Source organism: Pseudovibrio sp. WM33 (assembly GCF_001623165.1).
Taxonomy (GTDB): Bacteria; Pseudomonadota; Alphaproteobacteria; order Rhizobiales; family Stappiaceae; genus Pseudovibrio.
Genome location: NZ_LMCK01000013.1, coordinates 40,287 through 60,936 on the forward strand (window position 1 = coordinate 40,287; position 20,650 = coordinate 60,936).

General features: G+C 51.9%; 18 protein-coding genes and 1 tRNA gene. 17 read left to right on the forward strand and 2 right to left on the reverse strand.

Annotated features, from left to right (window positions below):
• Positions 1-70 precede the first annotated feature (70 nt).
• The 9 genes from PsWM33_RS03030 (at position 71) to PsWM33_RS03070 (ending at position 8,963) form a co-directional block, all read left to right on the forward strand.
• Entirely contained in the window at positions 71-1,015 is a 945-nt protein-coding gene (locus tag PsWM33_RS03030) for an L-lactate dehydrogenase (RefSeq protein WP_063294760.1), read from the forward strand.
• A gap of 201 nt (positions 1,016-1,216) precedes the next feature.
• Complete coding sequence (gene gndA / locus PsWM33_RS03035) at positions 1,217-2,644, forward strand: NADP-dependent phosphogluconate dehydrogenase (RefSeq protein WP_063299163.1); 1,428 nt, start codon at positions 1,217-1,219, stop codon at positions 2,642-2,644.
• 163 nt (positions 2,645-2,807) lie between these two features.
• Positions 2,808-3,452: a GntR family transcriptional regulator gene (locus PsWM33_RS03040; RefSeq protein ID WP_057463095.1), complete on the forward strand. Its 645-nt coding sequence runs from the start codon at positions 2,808-2,810 to the stop codon at positions 3,450-3,452.
• 201 nt (positions 3,453-3,653) lie between these two features.
• Complete coding sequence (locus PsWM33_RS03045; RefSeq protein ID WP_063294758.1) at positions 3,654-4,436, forward strand: DeoR/GlpR family DNA-binding transcription regulator; 783 nt, start codon at positions 3,654-3,656, stop codon at positions 4,434-4,436.
• Positions 4,433-5,524 (forward strand): ABC transporter ATP-binding protein, encoded by a 1,092-nt coding sequence (locus PsWM33_RS03050; RefSeq protein WP_063294757.1) that lies wholly within the window; start codon positions 4,433-4,435, stop codon positions 5,522-5,524. The genes PsWM33_RS03045 and PsWM33_RS03050 overlap by 4 nt, the downstream gene beginning before the upstream one ends.
• A 61-nt stretch (positions 5,525-5,585) precedes the next feature.
• On the forward strand, positions 5,586-6,875 hold the full coding sequence (locus tag PsWM33_RS03055) for an ABC transporter substrate-binding protein (RefSeq protein WP_063299164.1): 1,290 nt from the start codon (positions 5,586-5,588) through the stop codon (positions 6,873-6,875).
• A gap of 77 nt (positions 6,876-6,952) precedes the next feature.
• Positions 6,953-7,831 (forward strand): carbohydrate ABC transporter permease, encoded by an 879-nt coding sequence (locus tag PsWM33_RS03060; RefSeq protein WP_057463099.1) that lies wholly within the window; start codon positions 6,953-6,955, stop codon positions 7,829-7,831.
• Positions 7,828-8,685, forward strand: coding sequence for a carbohydrate ABC transporter permease (locus PsWM33_RS03065; protein WP_063299165.1), 858 nt, complete (start codon positions 7,828-7,830; stop codon positions 8,683-8,685). The genes PsWM33_RS03060 and PsWM33_RS03065 overlap by 4 nt, the downstream gene beginning before the upstream one ends.
• An 83-nt stretch (positions 8,686-8,768) precedes the next feature.
• A complete protein-coding gene (locus PsWM33_RS03070) occupies positions 8,769-8,963 on the forward strand; it encodes a hypothetical protein (RefSeq protein WP_057463101.1) in 195 nt (64 codons plus the stop codon).
• Between the two features lie 38 nt (positions 8,964-9,001).
• On the opposite strand, the gene PsWM33_RS03075 is transcribed toward PsWM33_RS03070, so the two are convergent.
• Both PsWM33_RS03075 and PsWM33_RS03080 read right to left on the reverse strand, forming a co-directional pair.
• Positions 9,002-9,400 carry a hypothetical protein gene (locus PsWM33_RS03075; protein WP_057463102.1) on the reverse strand — a complete coding sequence of 133 codons (399 nt, stop codon included), beginning with the start codon at positions 9,398-9,400 and terminating at the stop codon, positions 9,002-9,004.
• A gap of 25 nt (positions 9,401-9,425) precedes the next feature.
• Positions 9,426-11,276, reverse strand: a complete 1,851-nt coding sequence (locus tag PsWM33_RS03080; protein WP_063299166.1) for a glycerophosphodiester phosphodiesterase — start codon at positions 11,274-11,276, stop codon at positions 9,426-9,428.
• 435 nt (positions 11,277-11,711) lie between these two features.
• On the opposite strand from PsWM33_RS03080, the gene PsWM33_RS03085 reads away from it, so the two are divergent.
• The 8 genes from PsWM33_RS03085 to PsWM33_RS03120 all read left to right on the forward strand — a co-directional run bounded on the left by PsWM33_RS03085 (position 11,712) and on the right by PsWM33_RS03120 (position 20,396).
• A complete protein-coding gene (locus tag PsWM33_RS03085) occupies positions 11,712-12,980 on the forward strand; it encodes an imelysin family protein (RefSeq protein ID WP_063294327.1) in 1,269 nt (422 codons plus the stop codon).
• 129 nt (positions 12,981-13,109) lie between these two features.
• On the forward strand, positions 13,110-14,654 hold the full coding sequence (locus PsWM33_RS03090; protein ID WP_082826851.1) for a di-heme oxidoreductase family protein: 1,545 nt from the start codon (positions 13,110-13,112) through the stop codon (positions 14,652-14,654).
• Positions 14,654-15,751: an imelysin family protein gene (locus tag PsWM33_RS03095; protein WP_063299167.1), complete on the forward strand. Its 1,098-nt coding sequence runs from the start codon at positions 14,654-14,656 to the stop codon at positions 15,749-15,751. The genes PsWM33_RS03090 and PsWM33_RS03095 overlap by 1 nt, the downstream gene beginning before the upstream one ends.
• The gene (locus tag PsWM33_RS03100; protein WP_244276647.1) at positions 15,732-16,904 is read left to right on the forward strand and encodes a DUF1513 domain-containing protein; all 1,173 of its coding nucleotides are present in this window, start codon (positions 15,732-15,734) and stop codon (positions 16,902-16,904) included. The genes PsWM33_RS03095 and PsWM33_RS03100 overlap by 20 nt, the downstream gene beginning before the upstream one ends.
• Positions 16,905-17,017: 113 nt before the next feature.
• Positions 17,018-17,094, forward strand: a tRNA-Arg gene (locus PsWM33_RS03105).
• A 179-nt stretch (positions 17,095-17,273) separates the two neighbouring features.
• Entirely contained in the window at positions 17,274-18,371 is a 1,098-nt protein-coding gene (locus tag PsWM33_RS03110) for a helix-turn-helix domain-containing protein (RefSeq protein WP_063299168.1), read from the forward strand.
• Between the two features lie 2 nt (positions 18,372-18,373).
• Positions 18,374-18,829, forward strand: coding sequence for a plasmid mobilization protein (locus tag PsWM33_RS03115; RefSeq protein ID WP_082826852.1), 456 nt, complete (start codon positions 18,374-18,376; stop codon positions 18,827-18,829).
• Positions 18,819-20,396, forward strand: a complete 1,578-nt coding sequence (locus PsWM33_RS03120; RefSeq protein ID WP_063299170.1) for a relaxase/mobilization nuclease domain-containing protein — start codon at positions 18,819-18,821, stop codon at positions 20,394-20,396. The genes PsWM33_RS03115 and PsWM33_RS03120 overlap by 11 nt, the downstream gene beginning before the upstream one ends.
• Positions 20,397-20,650: the final 254 nt, after the last annotated feature.

The following is a 20,650-nucleotide window of genomic DNA, read 5'->3' on the forward strand; positions in this document are numbered from 1 at the left end:
GTCTAGGAGACAGGCATAATATTAAAAAGCCAGCAGGATGCCTTGTAGACTGCGAGAAAAGGATGGCCCTATGAAAATCGGTGTAGTTGGTGTTGGCGCTGTTGGAAGTACTGCAGCCTACGCCATGGCCATGAACGGTGTGGGCAATGAAATTGTACTCGTCGATTACAATCCGAAACTCGCTATTGCTCAGGCAGAAGACATTCTTCACGCAACCCCGTTTGCGCGCCCGATGAGTGTTATTGGTGGCGATTACAGTGACTTGAAGGATGCAGCAGTCGTCGTGATTGCAGCTGGTGTCAACCAGCAACCGGGTGAGACCCGGATTGAGCTGTTGGCACGCAATGCTGGCGTGTTTGCAAAAGTCATTCCTGAGGTGCTGAAATATGCACCAAATGCGATCCTGATCATCGCAACCAATCCGGTTGATATCATGACTCAGGTTGCGACTGAAATTTCTGGCTTGCCGCGCAATCGCGTTATCGGCTCAGGTACAATTCTGGATACTGCGCGTTTCCGTACTTTATTGGGTAAACATCTGGGCATTACGCCAACCTCTGTGCATGCAGATGTACTTGGTGAGCACGGTGATAGTGAAGTGCTTATCTGGTCTGGCGCGAAGGCAGGCAACACGCCGTTGTTTACTTTTGCCGAGCAGATCAACAAGCCAATCACTCAAGATGTTCGTGACCGCATTGACCATGGTGTTCGTTACGCTGCCTATTCGATCATCGAAGGCAAAGGGGCAACCAACTACGGCATTGGCGCAGGGCTCTCCCGCATTGTGAAGGCTATTGTGACAAATGAACATGCTGTCATCAGCCTTTCCATCGTCAATGAAGAGATCGTTGGCGTGAGGGATACAGCCCTTTCGGTACCGCGGGTGCTGGGTGCTGATGGTATTGAAGCTACCCTCTTCCCTAGTATGGATGAGTTGGAACGTAGTCAGCTGCAAGCGTCCGCAGTGGCGTTGGAAACAGCGGCAAAAGAAGTACTTTCCAAGCACCTGAAATAGTGTAGATCCCGCGAAAGCTTTATTTCGGCAGTTTTATTAGGCTTTTGCGGAATTTTCTTATTCTCACCTTGGCAAAAACCTGTTTTTCACCTATGCCACAGACCTAGTTTCTGATGCACAAGCGCATACAATCGCCAAGTTAGCTATTGGATTAGGTTTGTTGCGCGCGTCTGTGCACCACTTGCAGCGCGGAGAGTATTGATGACACAGGCGGATATCGGCCTTGTTGGACTAGGCGTCATGGGAGCCAATCTGGCTCTTAATATCGCAGACAATGGCTACAAAGTAGCGGTGTTCAACCGTACTGCAGAGGGAACCCAAGCTTTCATGGAGAAGGCTGGACACCTCAAAGACATGTTTATTCCCTGCTACAGCACAGAAGAGCTGGTAGCGAACATCAAAGCCCCTCGTCCTATCATTTTGATGGTTCCGGCAGGCGAGCCAGTTGATCAGCAAATTTCTGTTCTGAAAGACCACCTGAAAGACGGTGACATTCTGATTGATGCAGGCAACAGCGACTTCCACGACAGTAATCGCCGCTACAAAGAACTGGCCGACACGCCATTCACCTTTGTTGGCATGGGCGTTTCTGGTGGTGCAGAAGGCGCTCGCTTCGGTCCATCCATCATGGTTGGTGCTTCTGAAGCCGCTTACGGGCGTATCGAGCCTATCCTGAAAGCGATCTCAGCAAAGCACAATGACGAACCTTGCGTTGCTTTGATGGGCGCTGAAGGCGCTGGCCACTTTGTGAAAACCCTGCACAACGGCATTGAGTATGCCGACATGCAGATGATTGCTGAAGTGCACGAAGTTCTCACCGAGACCCTTCACCTGAGCATTCAGGAACAAGCCGAGATCTTCTCCAAGTGGAATGAAGGCCCGTTGGCGTCTTACCTCATTGAGATCACCGCAAACGTTATGGGTGTGATTGATGAAGAGAGCGGCAAGCCAATTTTGGATGTTATTCTGGATACTGCTGGTCAAAAAGGCACCGGTCGCTGGTCTGCTGTCGAAGCGCATCTGCTTGGCGTTCCGGCAACTGGTATCGATGCAGCTGTTGCAGCTCGCTGCATGTCTGCAAGTCGCGCACTCCGTCAGGAAGTTGCAGAACTATACCCGCAGTCTGATGCAGTGCTGACTTGGGAACTCAAGCAGGAAGGCATTGATGCCTGTGAACGCGCTCTGATTGCCGGTAAAATTGCAGCCTACGCTGAAGGCTTTGCTGTGCTGGCTGCTGGCGGCAAGGAAAACGGCTGGGATCTGCCAATGGGTGACATCGCTCGCATCTGGCGTCAGGGTTGCATTATCCGCTCACGCTTCCTGGATGAGATTGCGCAGGCATATGATGAAAATCCTGACCTGAAATCTCTCTATCTGGCTCCTGCTATTGCTGAACGTATGAAAGATGCTGTTCCTGGTCTGCGCGATATGCTGAGCCTGAGCATCACCAACGGCGTGCCTACACCTGCTCTTTCAGCAGCGCTTGGTTCGTTTGACATGATCCGTCAGAAGCGGACTGCGGCCTACGTCATTCAAGGTCAGCGGGACTTTTTCGGTCAGCATGGTTTTGAACGTACGGACAAAGAAGGTTCCGGCTTCCATGGCCCTTGGCCTGCTGGTGGCGCGTAAGCCAGATACAACTTGGGCATGCTAGTTATTAACTAGGCTGTGCTATACCTGATTGAAATTTGATACAGAAACTGGCAGGACCCCTATGTGGCCCTGCCCGTCTTTAAGAAGGCTGGCATGTAGAAGCTACAAACTAAGCCTTTACTAATCCCGGGAATAAGATGTGACTGCCAATTCACCCAATGGAGCTGAGATTTACCGCCGTCTCATTAAAGCGATTGAAAGCCGTGAGCTGAAACCCGGCAGTCGCTTGAGAGAAGCTGAACTGGCAGAGAAATTCGGCGTCAGTCGCACACCTATCCGAGAAGGCCTGAAGCGCCTTGAAGCGCAAGGGCTTGCTGTTCATGAACCAAACCGCGGCATGGTCATTCCTAGTCTGGACCACAACCAGATCAGCGAACTGTACTATCTGCGCGAAGTCCTAGAAGGAACTGCTGGTCGACTTGCTGCGCAGCACGCCTCAAGCGCTGAGATCGAAATTCTGCAGGAAATGGTCGAATCCGACATGCAGAACCTTGCGGATGCAGAGCGCCTGATCAAGACCAACCGTGAGTTCCATCGCCGCTTCTATCTCGCTTCCCACAACCGCTATCTGGTTGAGCAAATTGATCATATGCGCCTATCTTTGCTGCTGCTGGCAGGCACAACCTTGACCGATGATGATCGTCGTCGTCTGGCGATTGAAGAGCATGCAGAGATTGTGGATGCAATTTCCAAGCGGGATTGTGACCGTGCTGACAAAGCTGCACGTCACCACATCGCAGAAGCCCATAAGGCTCGCTTAAAATTCTTTACTCAACTCACCTGAGTCTTGTCAAAATCTGGATGATTTGAAGCGCGTTCTGCTAACAGGGCGCGCTTTTTTGTTTAAGTGAGTCGGTATAAGTACCTAGAAAACCAGCCAAAACAAGCTTCACTTTTATTAGTCTGAGATATCACATAAGTTTCATATGAACATTGTAGACGTTCATATGAACAGCATTTTTGCAGATTGAAGCAGACTTTTGTGATGGAAACAGCGCTCAGTACAAGACAATCAGAGATCATCTCTCTCGTGCGGTCCAATGGTTTCGCGAGCGTAGACTCGTTGTCGGAGCAGTTTACGGTTACCACCCAGACGATCCGCCGAGACATAAACCGCTTGAGCGAACTGGGGCTTTTGAGACGGGTTCATGGTGGCGTCGAGGTTCCGGCAAACCGGGGCAACATCACCTACAAAGCCCGAAAGATCCTCAATTTTGAAGCAAAGAACGCGATTGGGAACTCTGTTGCGGAGTACATCGACGATGGTGCAACACTTGCTTTTTCCATCGGCACGACACCTGAGATTGTTGCAGAAGCACTTGATACCCATGAGGGACTGAAGATCTTCACAAACAACATGAACGTAGCCATTGCAGCGCTACGGAACACTTCCAGCGAAGTTACGATTGCAGGAGGCCGATTGCGTCATGGCGATCTGGACGTTCTTGGTTCAAGCGCAGAAGGTTTTTTCAAAAACTACAAGTTCGACGTCGGCATCTTCGGCGTTGCTGGCGTGGATAGCGATGGCACCCTTCTGGACTTCAACGAGGATGAAGCCACTGCCCGTCAGGCTATTTTGGCGAACTGCCGTCAATCGTTTCTTGTTCTGGACCATTCCAAGTTCGGTCGCCTCGCCCATGTTCGCGCTGGCTTCCTGACTGATGTTTCGAAGATCTTTTGCGAAGAAACCCCGCCAGCTTCAATCCTTTCAATAATTGAGAAGTCATCTGCAGAGCTCGTGATCTGCAAACAGGAGCCTACTTTATGAGCAACCTGAACCATCCAGCTCGCCTAGAACTTTCAAATCTGACCAAGTCCTGGGGAGATTCAACGGCAGTCAACAATGTCAACCTGTCCGTGGATGGTGGAAGTTTTACGGTTTTGTTGGGGCCCAGTGGATGCGGCAAATCCACGACGTTGCGCTTGATTGCCGGGTTGGAAGAAGCGACTTCCGGGCAAATTACAATAGGCGGGAGAGATGTGACGTACCATTCCCCCGCCCAGCGCGATATCTCTATGGTGTTTCAAAACTATGCGCTCTTTCCGCATATCTCTGTGGCTGAAAACATTCTGTTTGGGCTCAAAGTGCGCAAAGTAGGCAGAGCGGAGCGGGATGAGCGGCTGAAGACTGCAGCTGATCTTCTCGGGATTTCTCAGTTGTTGGACCGGAAGCCATCCCAGCTCTCTGGAGGGCAGCAACAACGGGTTGCTCTAGGTCGCGCCATCGTTTCTCAAAAGCCTGTTTGCCTGATGGATGAGCCCCTCTCCAACCTTGATGCAAAGCTTCGTCAGGAGATGCGCGTAGAGTTGAGAGCACTACAGCAGCAGCTTGGGCTGACAATGGTTTATGTAACCCATGACCAGACAGAAGCCATCACCATGGCCGATCAGGTAGTGCTGATGAACAAAGGTGAGGTTGAGCAGGTTGCAACGCCAAAAGTAATCTATGAGCGCCCTGCCAGCGTGTTTACAGCACGCTTCATTGGTACTCCGCCGATGAACATTGTGGAGCTGGACAAGGTTCGTTCTGTCACCCCTGTCACAGCTCAATCCCTGCTGCCTGACGCACCAAAAGGATGTTTGCTGGGCCTGCGCCCGGAAGACATCAGATTAACTGGTGAAAACGGCGTTCCGGCCCAGGTGATAAGCCTTGAATACATGGGGGCAGATACGCTGGCTAATTGTTCTGTTGGCGGTGAAAAGCTGCTTGTTCGCGTGAAAGGCAGCACCGAATTGAGCCCAGGGCAGAACATTGGCCTAGCCTGGGATGATAAAATTCCCGCAAGCTTTCAGAGAGATACCGGCAAGCGCCGGGAAGAATTCAAGCCGGTCGAGGTGCAATTCGAGCCGGCTTGAAAAACGCGCATCAGCGCATTGGAGTGCCCCAATTACTAGGGCAATTTGAGGATATAAACCTATGAAATCCATTTTCAAGTCTTTAGGTCTGGCAGCTTCTGTTGCTGCTCTATCCCTTGGTACTGCGATCAGCGCTCATGCGGTTGATCTGCAATTCTATTTTCCTGTGGCTGTTGGCGGTACAGCCGCGACAACAATTGAAGAACTGACAGCAGAATATGCGGCTGCTCATCCTGACGTGAATATCGATGCTGTTTATGCCGGTTCTTATCAGGATACTGTTTCCAAAGCTTTGACCGCAGCGCGTGGCGGCAACCCTCCGCAGCTCTCTGTAATTCTGTCAGTCGACATGTTCACTTTGATCGATGAAGACGTGATCATTGCGTTTGATGATGTGGCAAACTCTGACGAAGACAAGACGTGGTTGAATAGCTTCTATCCTGCCTTCATGGAAAATTCGCAGACTGGTGGGAAGACTTACGGTATTCCATTCCAGCGCTCGACACCAGTTCTCTACTGGAACAAGGAAGCCTTTAAAGCGGCGGGGCTGGATCCTGAAAAAGCACCTGCAACATGGGAAGAAATGGTTTCTATGAGCCAGAAGCTGATCAAGAAAGACGCTTCCGGCAACGTGACCCAGTGGGGCGTGCGCATTCCTTCCTCTGGTTTCCCATACTGGCTGTTCCAGGGCCTGACCACCGAGAATGACGCTATTCTGGCGAACGCTGAAGGGAACAAGACCAACTTTGACGATCCAAAGGTTGTTGAAGCTCTGCAGTACCTTGTCGACCTTTCTGGCAAGCATGGTGTGATGGCTCCAGGCATCATCGAGTGGGGTGCTACTCCGAAGGCCTTCTTTGAAGGTAATACCGCTATGATGTGGACCTCGACTGGTAACCTGACCAACGTGCGCAACAACGCTCCGTTCGATTTCGGCGTTGCTATGTTGCCGGCAAACAAGCGTCGCGGCGCACCGACCGGTGGCGGTAACTTCTACATCTTCAAAGATTCCAGCGATGAGCAGAAAAAAGCCTCTGTAGACTTCGTGAAGTGGATCACTGCTCCGAAACAGGCTGCAAAGTGGTCTATGGCGACTGGCTACGTTGCGCCATCTCCAGCAGCTTGGGAGACTGACGAGATGAAGGCTTATGCAGCTGACTTCCCGCCAGCACTCGTTGCTCGTGAGCAGCTGAAGCACGCCGTTGCAGAACTCTCCACGTACCAGAACCAGCGCGTGACCCGTGTCTTCAACGACGCCCTGCATGCTGCAATCACCGGCAAGAAAACACCGGAAGAAGCACTGAAAAGTGCGCAGGCAGAAGCGGACCGTATTCTTTCTGAATACCGCTAAGCCTTTTTAATTTCACGTGATCTGGCGAGGCGCAGCTGCTGTGTGCCTCGCTCCAGCATTTTCCAAGAGGTTGCCCGATGACCAGACGTATGCAGTGGATTTACGCGTGGCTGTTGCTCACTCCAGCAATGGTGATGTTGTTCGCGTTTACCCACTTCCCGGCCATCACCACTATAATCAATAGCTTCTTCTCCACTCCGCGTGGGCGCAGGCCAGCCAAGTTTGTTGGATTGCAGAACTATGAGGAGTTGATGGCGGACCCAACCTTCTGGAAAGTGCTGGTCAATAACCTTTGGTACGCGATGGCAACCATTCCAGCTTCTATCGGTATCTCTCTGCTGATGGCCATCTGGGTGAATGACAAGCTCAAGGGACGTAGCCTTGTACGCATGTCGTTCTTTGCACCGACTGTGTTACCTTTGATCGCGGTCGCAAATATCTGGCTGTTCTTTTATACGCCGGGCTTTGGGCTGATCGATCAGATCCGCATGGGCGTCTTCGGGCTCCCCGAGAACTCATGGCTGGGCCAGCAGGAAACAGTGCTGATTTGCATGATGGTTGTAACTATCTGGAAAGAAGCCGGGTTCTTCATGATCTTCTATCTGGCAGCACTACAAGCCATTCCACCCTCCTACAAAGAAGCTGCTGATATTGAAGGGGCGAGCCGTTGGACCTTCTTCTGGAAAATCACATGGCCTTTGCTTATGCCAACAACTTTGTTCGTATCTATCAATGCTGTTATCAATTCTTTCCGCCTGGTGGACCACATCTTCACCATGACAGGCGGAGGGCCAGATAACGCTTCGTCTTTGCTGCTCTTTTATATTTATGAGGTCGCCTTCAAGTACTGGCAAACCTCTTATGCCGCCACGCTGACTGTCGTGATGCTGGCACTTCTTTCGATCATTGCGATCGGTCAATTCTTCTTTATGGATCGTCGGGTGCACTACAGATGAGCGACTTATCTCTTTCCAACACTGTTGAACCAGCCCGTCCACGCCAGTTCGATTTTGATCGTGCTCTCAATACGTTCGGGGCGTGGACACTGGCGATCTTATGGGCCCTGCCTCTGCTCTATGCGATCTGGACTGCATTCCATCCTGCGGCTTATGAAGCCAATTTCGAGTTGTTTGCACCGCTCACTTTGGAGAACTTCACCAAAGCCTGGTCAGCAGCTCCATTTGCTCAGTACTTCCTGAACACGATCATGCTGGTGACGATCATTTTGATTGCACAGTTTGTCTTGGGCACTCTGGCAGCTTATGCCTTTGCACGCTTTGAGTTCCCCGGCTCGAGCATCCTGTTCACTCTGGTGCTTTTACAGCTGCTTGTGATGCCGGATATCCTGATTGTCGAGAATTACAAGATGATCCGAAACCTTGGCCTGATAGACACCATCGTCGCGATTGGCTTGCCCTATATGGCATCTGGGTTCGGAATCTTTCTTCTGCGACAGACATTTAAGACTATTCCGCGAGAGTTGGATGAAGCCGCATGCGTTGAGGGTGCCGGACCTTTACTGGTGCTCTGGAAGGTTTACGTGCCGCTGGCAATTCCGACCTACCTCGCTTACGGGCTTGTTTCAGTCAGCCACCACTGGAACAATTTCCTTTGGCCTCTGATTATCACCAACTCGGTAGAGACACGTCCTGTCACTGTTGGGCTTTCTATCTTTGCTGCGGTTGATGGTGGTGTGGAGTGGAGCGTTATCAACGCAGCAACGCTCATGACATCAGGTCCACTGTTGATCGCGTTCCTGCTGTTTCAGAGACAATTTGTGCAGAGCTTCATGCGCGCAGGGATTAAGTAGGGAAATCGTAATTCTTACCCCTCAAATTTAAATGAAATGGGTGACCTTTGAGGAGGTTCACGACAGTTTTTTGAGGGGAATGAATGAAACTTACCGCGATAACAGCCAGTATCTTTGCAGTATTACTCGGAATTTCTGGGTGTGCCGTGGTTTCAGTCGGGGGAGCTGCGGTCTCTGTTGCTACAACTGCAGTAACAACAACTGCAAAGGTTGGAACAAGTGTCGTAGGAGGAGCGGTGGATCTTGCTATTCCGGACGATAACGAAGACGACGAGTAATAGGCCTGTTACTTCAAATGGATAGCGTAGTATTTAAATCAATCTACGCTAACGGTCTCAGTGCTCGCCAAAACCACTTCTATTGCGCGGTGCAACTCGGACATTTGGTCTTCGTCGAGGACTTCAACAAGTTCACTGCGCGTTTCTACATCCAGCTGCTCAAGTGTAAATTTCTCTGCAGGAAGCTCTACGAGAGGTTCAGAACTGGCAGAAATCGGCAGAATTGGGCTATCCAGGCGCTCTGCTTTGACGCGAGCATCTTCCAAAATGACATGCACGAGGCCGCGGCGGTCGTCGGGGAGATTAACCTCAGCAACGATCGCATTGACAGTGTCGCGGTCTCCCAGCAGCAATACTGGCGGCTTGGAAGTCGCAGAATTGGTCATCGAGAGGGCAGTCAGCAACGCGCCCATAAACACTACTAGAAGATACGGCATATACTAGATTCTTACGGTCTAAGTGTCAGTTCAAGCTCAGATTATACAGGACAGAAGTATGAAGTAATAACCGCTCGAACTGGTTCATTTCTTTATATTCTTCCAGGGTGTTACGCGCCAGTGCAGGATCATCCGTGATAATTCCATCTACGCCCATGGAGATGTAGCGCAACATTGTAGACGGATTGTTAACCGTCCAGACAAAAACCTGCTTATTGGTCTCTTGTGTCCTTCTTATGAAGTTCAAAGAGGCGGAGGCGGAGGAGACGGCTACGAAGTTTCCTTTGAGTTCGGAGAAATTACCGATAGATGTGGCGGTAAGAAGGCCGATGTTCCAATTTGGTTCTAATTTTCGCATTCTTGAGAGGGCTGATCGCTCTAACGACATGATTGCTATGTCGTTTTCCATGTTAGCCTGCGTGATGATGCGGGCGACCTCATTTTCGAGGTGTTCGTTGCGGCTGCGGGGATAATATTTGAGCTCGATGAGGAGAACTGCCTTCCCCCTCACAATCTCAAGCGCCTCGCGAAGCGTTGGAACGCGTTCCCCCTGGAACTCCATTCCAAACCATCCGCCCACATCGAGAGACTGGATTTCTTCCAGTGTCAGATCCCAGACATTGGCTGGCTTGCTGATGAGGCGCATGAAGTCGCTGTCGTGGGCGATGACCACGGAGCCGTCTGCGGCTTCCTGAACATCGACCTCAATCCAGTCGGCTTTATCCTCAATTGCTCGCTCCAACGAGGCTATGGTGTTTTCCGGCGCGTGGGCGGAGGCCCCGCGGTGGGCGATGATCAGGACATCTTTTTGCGGCAGATCGGCTGAGACCCAATACGTCCCTGTCAGCACCACGATGGTTCCGACCACTCCAATGAGAGCGGCAAGGCGCATAGGTGTCAGTGGGTTGGCCCACTTACTCTCCAGCTTTGGCGTATGCGGCACCTCAGAAAACGTGTGCCCTTTTCCATCGGCAACGAACAAAGCTGCCTTGAAAAGCAACGCCATAGTGCCAGACATCACGCCACTGATCAGCGTGTTGCCCACCAACAGAAGCACGACGAGGCTGCCCAGGATCGCTGCCAATGTCTCGGGGGAATTCTCCCCAAACGAAATGGCGTAGGAGCCGATCAGTTCCAGCGAGATCAGGAAGAACGCATGGATGAGGATATCCAGAAGCAACCACAGCGAGACGGCACCTGCAAAGACAGGACGGAGGCCCCGTGAGAGGAACCGGGCCCGCGAAAAGGCGGAGCCAACAGGGTGATCTCTCAGTACCACGAGCGGCAAAGACAGTCCCCAGACGAGGATCGCGTAGAGTGGCATAACGATAACCAGTGCCACCCCAATTCCGATGAAGAAGGCAGCCATCCAGAACTCAACGGGTTGAAACTGGAGGTAGTAGCTGAAGTCATGCTCTTGCAAAAAGATTAGTATACTCAGTGCGATAATGACAAGACCTGGGATCATTGCCATCACTAAGCGTTGTGTCAGCCGCCATGTAAACATACCAAGGCGGGGGAACATGCTGAGCGTTGAAAACAAGGCATTACGTGCAGCAGGGAACGCGCTTTCCTGCCTGTCCAGCACCGCGAGCAGAGCGACCTGCTCAAGCAGTGCCATGGCGATGAAGACGACGACAAAGAAGAACGCACCGAGCAGTCCAATCGGCGACAAGAAGAAAGACGCAATCTCATAATCGGCCAGCACTGCATTGCCGGAAAGGCCAATAACGAAGTTGCCGATACCAGCAACAATAGGTGTGATTGCAACTGCACCGAGAAAAACAAAGGCATAGTGAACCAGCAGCAAGCGAAATGCGTTTGCTTTCCAGCCACGAAGTATCAATTGAGCAAGCGTGTTTAATCGAGCTGCCATACCCTGTTCTTATCGTTGTTGGTGCAGACAGACTGGCTGATTGATGCCAATTAAATGCAATGTACCTGAAGAAGGTTCCGTAAGAGCGCATAGGTGCTGCGAAGTCAAGATATGCCAAACAAACGGTAACAGTTGAGCGGGGGATTCGCGTATTTTCCCAATATTATCCCATTTATTTATGCGAATGATTTGCAACTGCAAAAGTGCGGAAAAGCTTTTAATGACAATAAGTTGCAACTGAAACTCATATTTAGAAATACTCTAAACTACTGAAAGTGCACGTTTTTAAACTTGACAACAATAGTCAGGAATATGAAATAGCCGCAGTTTTCTCACGCTTTAGGGCGTGACAACATTTGGCAAACTGAATTCGTGCAGCCCGGATTTTCCGCTCGCAGCGCGAGGCGAATTCACTGCACATTTAAGGGGATTACAATGAGCTTTATCCGTGGCGCTTTGCTCGGCACTGTAGCACTCGGCAGCCTTTCTACTGTTGCTGTCGCTGCAACTCCTTCTGACGTTCTTGCAACCTACGGCGACATCGCCCAGGCAGCGTTTGAAGACTCTCTGACAACTGCGAAGACCCTTCAGGGTGCAGTGGACGCGCTTGTCGCAGAGCCAACTGAAGACAACCTGAAGGCCGCACGCCGCGCATGGATTGCAGCTCGTAACCCATACCAGCAGACAGAAGTTTACCGCTTTGGTAACGCGATCGTTGATGACTGGGAAGGCAAGGTCAACGCCTGGCCGCTTGACGAGGGTCTGATCGACTACGTTGATGGTGCTTACGGCAATGAGTCCGAAGAGAACCCGTTTTACGCAGCGAACATCATTGCAAACACTAAATTGACTGTCGCTGGCGAAGAAATCGACGCCACCGAAATCACCCCTGCGCTGCTTGCTGAACAGCTTCAGGAAGCTGGTGAAGTGGAAGCAAACGTTGCGACCGGTTACCACGCAATTGAATTCCTGCTGTGGGGACAAGATTTGAACGGAACGGGGAAAGGTGCTGGCAACCGTCCTGCTTCTGACTTCGACACTGCAAATTGCACCGGCGGCAACTGTGAGCGCCGTGCAGACTACCTTCAGGCTGCAACAAAGCTGCTTATCACCGATCTGGAAGAGATGGTTGCAGCATGGAAAGCCGACGGCGCAGCACGTAAAGAGCTGGCTGACAAAGGCGAAGCTGCAGGCATCGCAACCATCCTGACCGGCATGGGTTCCCTGTCTTACGGTGAACTGGCTGGTGAGCGCATGAAGCTCGGCCTGATGCTGAACGATCCTGAAGAAGAGCATGACTGCTTCTCTGACAACACCCACATGTCCCACTACAACGACGTGGTTGGCATCAACAACGTATTCCAGGGTAAATACACCCGCGTTGACGGTTCTGTTGTTGAAGGCGCTTCCCTTAAGGACTTGCTTGCAAAGGCAGATTCCGCTGTTTCAACTGAGCTGGAAGGCAAGCTGAATGCTTCCCTTGGCACCTTTACAGCCATGAAAACCCGCGCTGAAACCACTGAATCCTACGACCAGATGATTGGTGAAGGAAACACAGAGGGTAACGCAGTGGTACAGGCTGCTATCGATAGCCTGGTTGACCAGACATCTTCCATTCAGCGTGCTGTTCAGGTGCTGAAGCTGGAAAATATTGCATTCGAAGGCTCCGACAGCCTCGACAACCCTTCTGCAGTATTCGAATAAGATATCCAGTCCCGCACGAGACACTTCGTGCGGGACTTATCCCCCTCGCCTTTTGTTTGCGTTGTTATGTGCGTTCATTTGCGTGTTTTAGCGTTTTTGCGAAGGCCTATGTAAATACAGGCACCCGTTATGCCAGGAATGGTTCCAGCCACACTTCGCCGTCGTGCAGGAGTGATAGCCACTACCGCCGCTTTTACCAGCTTCCTCATTCCCGCCGCTTCTGCTGTTGATCTGAACCAGCGAACCGATCTCAGTGACGGGGATAAAGCGAAAGTCAGCCGGGTTTTGAAGGCACCGACTGATTTCTCCAAAGCTGAAAATTTTGAGTTGATGCAAGCGGGAAAAACAACGACCCGGAAGCCTCTCAATCGCGCTGTCTTTACCTACCCAAGTGCCAACCTCCCTTTCGAGCAGCATCAGGACTTCCGTTTGGGTGAGAGCCTGTTCCAGAAATTCTGGGTATCGACCCCAAGTTCTACGCGTGCCTCTGACGGTCTCGGTCCGTTGTTTAATGCCCGCGCCTGCGAAAGCTGTCACCCGAAAGCAGGGCGTGGTCGCCCACCGATTGATGACGAACGCCCAGTTTCCATCTTCATGCGCCTCTCAGTTGCCCCTTCCACGCCGGAAGAGCGGGCTCTGATTGAGAGCGGTGAAGTGCCTCTCCTTCCCGAGCCGACCTATGGTGGCCAGCTGCAGAACTTTGGCGTGCCTGGCGTTCCCGGAGAAGGTGAGATGAAGATCACCTATGAAGAGATCAAGATTGATCTTTCTGAAGGTGAGACTGCCTCTTTACGCAAGCCAACCTACACCATTGAAAATCTGGCTTATGGACCGATGTCTGAGCATGCGCTGATTTCGGCTCGTGTTGCGCCGCCAATGATTGGCCTTGGCTTGCTGGAAGCGATTGCAGACACTGACATCACCTCTCAGGCTGATCCCGAGGATGCTGACGGTGATGGCATTTCTGGCCGTGTAAGCTGGGTGAACCCTGCTGACCCTGACACCAAGCAGGTTGGCCGCTTTGGCTGGAAAGCCCTGAACGCGACCGTGCAATCTCAATCTGCTGGCGCATTTGCAGGCGATATCGGCATTTCGACACCGTATGACCTGCGCAATTATGGAGACTGCACCGAAGCCCAGACTGCGTGCTTTGAGCAAGCACATGGCGAGCAGGCGCATCTTGGTGTTTCTGAGGCGCCTGACCCGGTTCTGGACCTTGTGGTGTTCTATTCTCAAAACCTTGCCGTGCCAGCGCGTCGTGATGCGAATGACGCCCAAGTGCTTGCTGGTAAAAAGGTATTTTACGAGACAGGCTGTGCAAGCTGCCATACGCCCAAATATGTCACCAGCCGCACAGCTGAAAACCCGGAGCATCAGTTCCAGCTGATCTGGCCTTATACAGACCTGCTGTTGCACGATATGGGCGAAGGTTTGTCTGATGGTCGTCCAACAGGTTCTGCCAGCGGAAATGAATGGAAAACACCGCCGCTTTGGGGTATTGGACTGACAGAAACTGTCAATAATCACAGGTTCTTCCTGCACGATGGACGTGCACGTGGCCTGCTGGAAGCTGTGCTGTGGCATGGCGGTGAAGCAGAAGCTGCCAAAACCCGTGTAGTTGAAATGCCTGCTAAGGATCGAGCTAATCTGATCCGGTTCCTGGAGTCTCTTTGATGCAGTTTAAGCATGCTGTCACTCTCAGCCTGGCCATTGCCTCGGCAATTGTTGTCTCTACGCCCTCTTTTGCGGCAGATACCACTGACTATGCTCAGTTCCCGCGCTCCAGCGTAGAGCAGTATATTCGCCCGGCGACCAAACAGCTTGTCAGCGCGTTGACCGATCTTGAGAAACGGACTGGTGATTTGTGCACCAGTTCCACGACTGAAACCACCACTGCCTTTAATGAGGCTTTCAGCAAATCCGTTGCTGCACTCGCTGGCGTTGACTTTTTACGCTATGGGCCAATGGCGCAGGACAACCTTGCTCAGCGCCTCGCCTTTTTGCCGGACAGTCGCGGTGTGGTTCGCCGCCAGATCAATAAGGTGGTTGCCAAGCAGGACCCTACTGTTCGCGACCCCGCTTCCCTTTCTGTCAAAAGCGTTGCCTTGCAAGGGCTGACTGCTCTTGAACGCATCTCTTACGCCAGTGATGGCACGTTGACGCTTGGTTCTGGCAAGGACGCTGTTTACCTTTGCGATTATGCCGAGAGCATCAGCATCAATCTGGTTGGTGCCGGATTGGAACTTGAAGCCGAATGGTCTGATCCTAACGGTTTTTCCAAGGTGCTTCTGGAGCCAACCAAAGGTGGCGGTGTGGTGCACACCCACAAAGAAGCTGCGGAGATGGTGTTCAATGCCATCACCACGGGTCTGATTGTCGACAAAGACCAGTATCTGCTTGTTGTGCTTGGCAAGACTGATAAGAAAGCCAATCCAAAGAAGGCTCCCTTTGCCCGCAGCGGTAATGCTGTCACCTACCTTTCAGCCAGCCTTGTGGGTTTGCAAGGCGCTTTGAATGCAGGTGGCTACGCAAAGGTGCTGGAAGACGAGCAGGACTGGGTGGAAAGCTCGCTGAACTTTGAATTTTCCAATGCGCAGCGTGTGCTTGCTAACCTGCCAAAACCACTTCAGGACACTGGCAAAGAGCCAGAGGTGCGCGAGCAACTGCGTTATCTGATCACCATTATCGATGGCATCAAAGTGGTGATGGCAGAAGACCTTGCTGGCTATGTTGGCCTTGCAGGAGGCTTTAATGCGCTTGATGGCGACTAAGCCCCTTGCTCTGAGCAGACGGCAGTTTTTAACCGGCCTTGCGGCATCTGGTGTTGCCTTAAGTGCAAGCAGTTCTCTGGCCTTTGCCAATGGCCTGCCTTTTACTGAGGCCGCAGACCTGCAACTGTTCGCCAGTGCTTTGCGTACACCAACGGGCAGTTATGCTCTGGCGGTGTTTAGCGAAGATGGCGAGGTGCTGTTCCAGACAGCGTTGCCGGATCGCGGGCATGCCATTTCCTTTGACCGCAACTCCATGCGCCTGCTGTCTTTCGCGCGGCGGCCCGAGACCTTTGCGGTACTTGCGGACCTGACGGGTGCGCGAGAGCCGGTTGTTTTCACATCTCCAGAAGATCGCCACTTCTATGGCCATGGTGTTTTCGCACCTGATGGCCGTCTCGCCTATGCGCCGGAAAATGACTTTGCAAACGTGCGCGGTGTGATCGGCGTCTACGATGTTTCTGGTGACCAACCCAAACGGATTGGCGAGTTCGAGAGCTATGGCGTTGGTCCGCATGATTTGCTGATGTCTCCGGACGGCTCGCAGCTTGTTGTTGCCAATGGCGGGATTGAAACTCATCCTGACATGGGGCGCGAGAAGCTGAACCTGGACACGATGAAGCCCACTGTGGCTTTCATTGACACCGCAACGGGTGATCTGCGTGCCAAGCAGGCCTTGAGTTCTGACTTGCACCAGCTCTCCCTGCGCCACATGAGCTTTGACGGCAATGGTGATGTGTGGGTTGGCGGGCAGTTTCAGGGTGCGAAGGATGCAACGCCTCCGCTGATGGTGCATCTGGGGCTTGATAAGGCCGCTACAGCTCTGGAGATGCCACTGGAGCTTACCAAGGGCCTGCAGAACTATGTTGGCAGCGTGGAGATGAACCGTTCCGGCGACGTGATTGCAGCTTCTTGTCCGCGTGGCGGTAAAATCCTGTACTGGGATGTGGCGCAGCGGTCCTTCATCGGTTTCCACCAGGTTGCAGATGGCTGTGGTGTGGCTCCGCTGGACGAGGAAAGCTTTGCGATTACTGACGGAAACGGCGCAATGAGCTTTGGCGGAACCGAGGATGGTGTGGCTCAAATTATCAGCCAGAGCGCTGGCGTCAGCTGGGATAACCACCTGACACCATTGGGTATCTTGCGGGAGGGTTAGGCTCTCCCCGCGCCTTTCCACATTTTCGAGGGTTGTTGTAATTGGCGCATTGCAGCGCGGCTTAGGATCGGGTAAAGACTACAACACCTCAAGGGCACCTACGCCCGACACAGGCACCCGTAGCTCAGTTGGATAGAGCGCTGCCCTCCGAAGGCAGAGGCCACAGGTTCGAATCCTGTCGGGTGCACCATATTTCTCTGCAATATCAATAATTTACATCATATATCGATTTCTACTAAAATCGATAATGCAGCTTTTTGCATGCTGTTTGCAGGCTTTTGTACCGATATCTCGTACAAATACCGTACAGCATCAATTTAAGACTGGGGCTCGTCAGTACCCTGCACATCTTTCGAGTGGAGGTGTTCTATGAGCCTCACTCACATTCACAACGGTTTGCTAGACAGTTTTACGCGGGCACTCCTCCTCACTCTCATAGACAAGTTCGGCCCAGCAGCTGGCCTTAGTGCCACTGACATCAAGGTTCTGAAGTACTACGTACTGAAAGTACGTGACGAAGATTTTCTAAAGGGGCGCATCTGCGCTGTCTGGCAAAGACTTCCAGTAACCGCAGAGGAACTCAACCTCAACGAGCGAGCAATCACTCGTGCGGAAAACAGACTCATTAAGGCTGGTTGGCTCCTTAAGACCAATGCATTGAGAAGCCGTCGCGACGGTTCACGCGAAAAAGTAGGTGAACAACGCATCATCTGGGCGGCTGGAATAAACCTTCAACCCCTCATCGATCATAAGGTCCCAGAGCTTTTTCGCCTAAGCAAGCAGCGCAAAGAGGCAAAACTTGAGCTTGAAGCACTCCAGTCGGAAACGAAATATCTTTTCGCTGAAATCCGCTCCCTGAACTGCTCTGAAGCACTTGAACGTGCCTTTGTCATTTTACCCTTTGGTCGCCTATCCCGTGTGCGAGCTCTAGAAAAACTCCGCCAGATCAAAACCAAGCTTTCTTCTCTTCTGTCGTTTTTCAGAAAACAGGCTGTTGAGAAGCCTGTTGAAGAACACATTCGCGCACAGACAAAAGCGCCGTCCCGGACGGACAAAACGTCCTCACGATCTAACACTATTCAAAATCCACTTATCCAAAATAGTAGACCGAGCACTGTGCAAATCTCGCTTCGGCGATACTTAGATCACGCACATCCTGACGTGCTTGAAAACATGAGTATCTTAGGTGGTGACACGCCGGAGAACCTCATCAAAACAGCAAACCTGTTTAGGCAAGAGCTTTGCGTAAGTGACGAGCTTTGGAAGCAAGCCTGTCATAAATTGAACCGCCTTACAGCAGCAACACTGATTTCAATCATCTACCGAAATCATCAGCTTCCCAGCGAGCACAAAGCTCATGCTCGGAACGGAGGTGCTTGCTTCAAAGAACTTGTCCGCAAGGCCATCTCTGAACCCGCAGTACTTTACCGTTTCCTCTTCAAAAACCTCGAAAACATGGAGGCTTGATGATGAGTGAGTTAGCGAGAGCAAGGAGACCCTTGCGATACCGCAATGGACCTTGCGAGGGGTGGCAAGCCTCCCCTTCGAACCCCGCCAAAGCGACCAAACGCCAACTCACAGAGACGGTCGTTTTGCGCTGTACGGCAGAGGAAAAAGAAAGGCTGAAGCAGCAAGCTCAGGAAGCTGGACTAACCACCTCTGCTTTGCTGAGAGCAACGCTTGGCCTCGTCAAACCAACACGCCGCCGTTTGACACCCAAAGCTGATCCTCACCTAGTTGCTGAGTTGAGCCGCATGGGGTCCAACCTCAACCAGATCGCCCGAGCACTAAACACAGCCAGAGCCGCTGGGGAGACACGCCAGCTTGATGGCCTCCAGATCATCACAGTACTGACCACTATCGACCGTCAGCTTAGCGAGTTGCTGAAGCTCCTGCTGAGCGAGGAGCCAAACGATGCTGATTAAGTTCTTCAAGAACGGTCAGGGCGGCGGTGCAGCGCCCGTTGACTACCTCATTGCGGATAAGGTGCTCGCCTATGACGACAACAGAAACCTGCTGCGCAATGCATCCGGAACGCCGCTTCTGAAAGGGCGCGATCCACTGCCTGAAGTTCTTGCGGGCAATCCAGAGCATACGAAGCTTCTGATCGACAGCAGTCGCCATAAGTGGAGCTATCGAGCAGGCGTTGTGAGCTTTGACACAGCCGATAACCCAAGCGAAGAGCAGCAACAAGAGGTGATGGAAACCTTTGAAAATCTAGCTTTTTCTGGCTTGGAGCCTGAGCAGTTCGATATGCTCTGGGTGCGCCACACCCACGAGGGCCGCGTTGAGCTACATTTCTGCACGCCACGCCTAGAGCTGACGACTGGAAACAGCCTGAACATTGCCCCTCCCGGTTACATCAAGGCTATGGACGCCCTGCGGGACATGCTCAACAAAGAGCACGGCTGGGCTGATCCTCAAGACCCGGCGCGCGCTCGCGAGACCAAGTTCACCACCGAGCGCAAAGACCGGGCCAGCAGCCGCGAAGAGATACAGCATTGGCTGGAAGAGCAGATCGTGGCCGGGACCATCACAAACCGCCCAGAGATGATCGAAGCCCTGCAAAGCGCAGGCTTTGAGATCCCTCGCAGAGGCAAAAACTATCTCACCGTCAAGGATCCAGAAACCGACACCCGCTGGCGTTTGAAAGGAACTCTCTTCCATGAAGGATGGACCCGCGAAGACCTCACTCAGCGAACGCTTGAAAACAAACATGCAAGACGCACAGCAGAATCAAGCCGTCTTGATGGCCTCGGCCTCAGCGAGCTTCGAGAGCGATATCAAGGCCATATTGAGCGACGCGCAAACTACAATCAAAAGAGATTTGGTCGCACAGCACAGAGCTATCGGGAAAGAGATCGAGCAAGAGCTGAAAGACTTGAGAACGCGTTTGAAGTTGCACCACCGCCTTCGTCGCTGGTCACCTCTCCTGCTTCTGCTAGCCCTCACAGTCTCTCTGCTTCTGACCCTCAGCCTGACATGGCTTTGGGCCACACAGTACCAGCAATGGCAACTTTCCAACAAGCTGGAGAATATATTTCAGGAGAAAAGCAACGGCTACCTCCTGCTCAACCTGAAAACCGGCACTCTAGCCCGCTGCGAGCAGCAGGAAGCACAGATCTCTTGCAACAATATATCGAGGTAATTGATGAATACTTTGACGCCACTCGAACGCCAATTGCTGAACTATATAAGTCAGTTAATCAGGGCGAACGAAGACCAGCACAGTTTGCTGAGCGAATTAGAAAAACGCTCGACGGAATTCTTGCACAACAATCAACACTTCATTGGGAACTCACTAAAAAACTTCATAGTTTTGCAATCACAGCTCAACTCTTTGCTCGACGCGTCTTCCTTACAATACACGAACACTATCAAAGCGAGAGAAATTATGAAGAGCATCCAACTTTTATCGCGCCAACTCGGAGATCGATAAATCCCCGTCGACCCGCCCCAAGCCGATCAGAACCTACATCCTTTGACCGATAGAAGAACCTCATAGAAAGAGAATGATATGCAATTGCTACGCCTGATTTGCAACAAAGAGTTCTGCTTCATAAATCTAAATGAAGTCATCAAAATTGAGCCGACATACCAAGATGTTGAGATGTCAGTTATTCATACAACTGACGGAAAGCAGACAACTGTTCGAGAACATGTTGGAGACATTCTTGAGCAAATAAAGTTATTCATGGAGGACAAAGTGTGAATCGGCATGCAAAATTGACCCGGTTAGGTGGGTT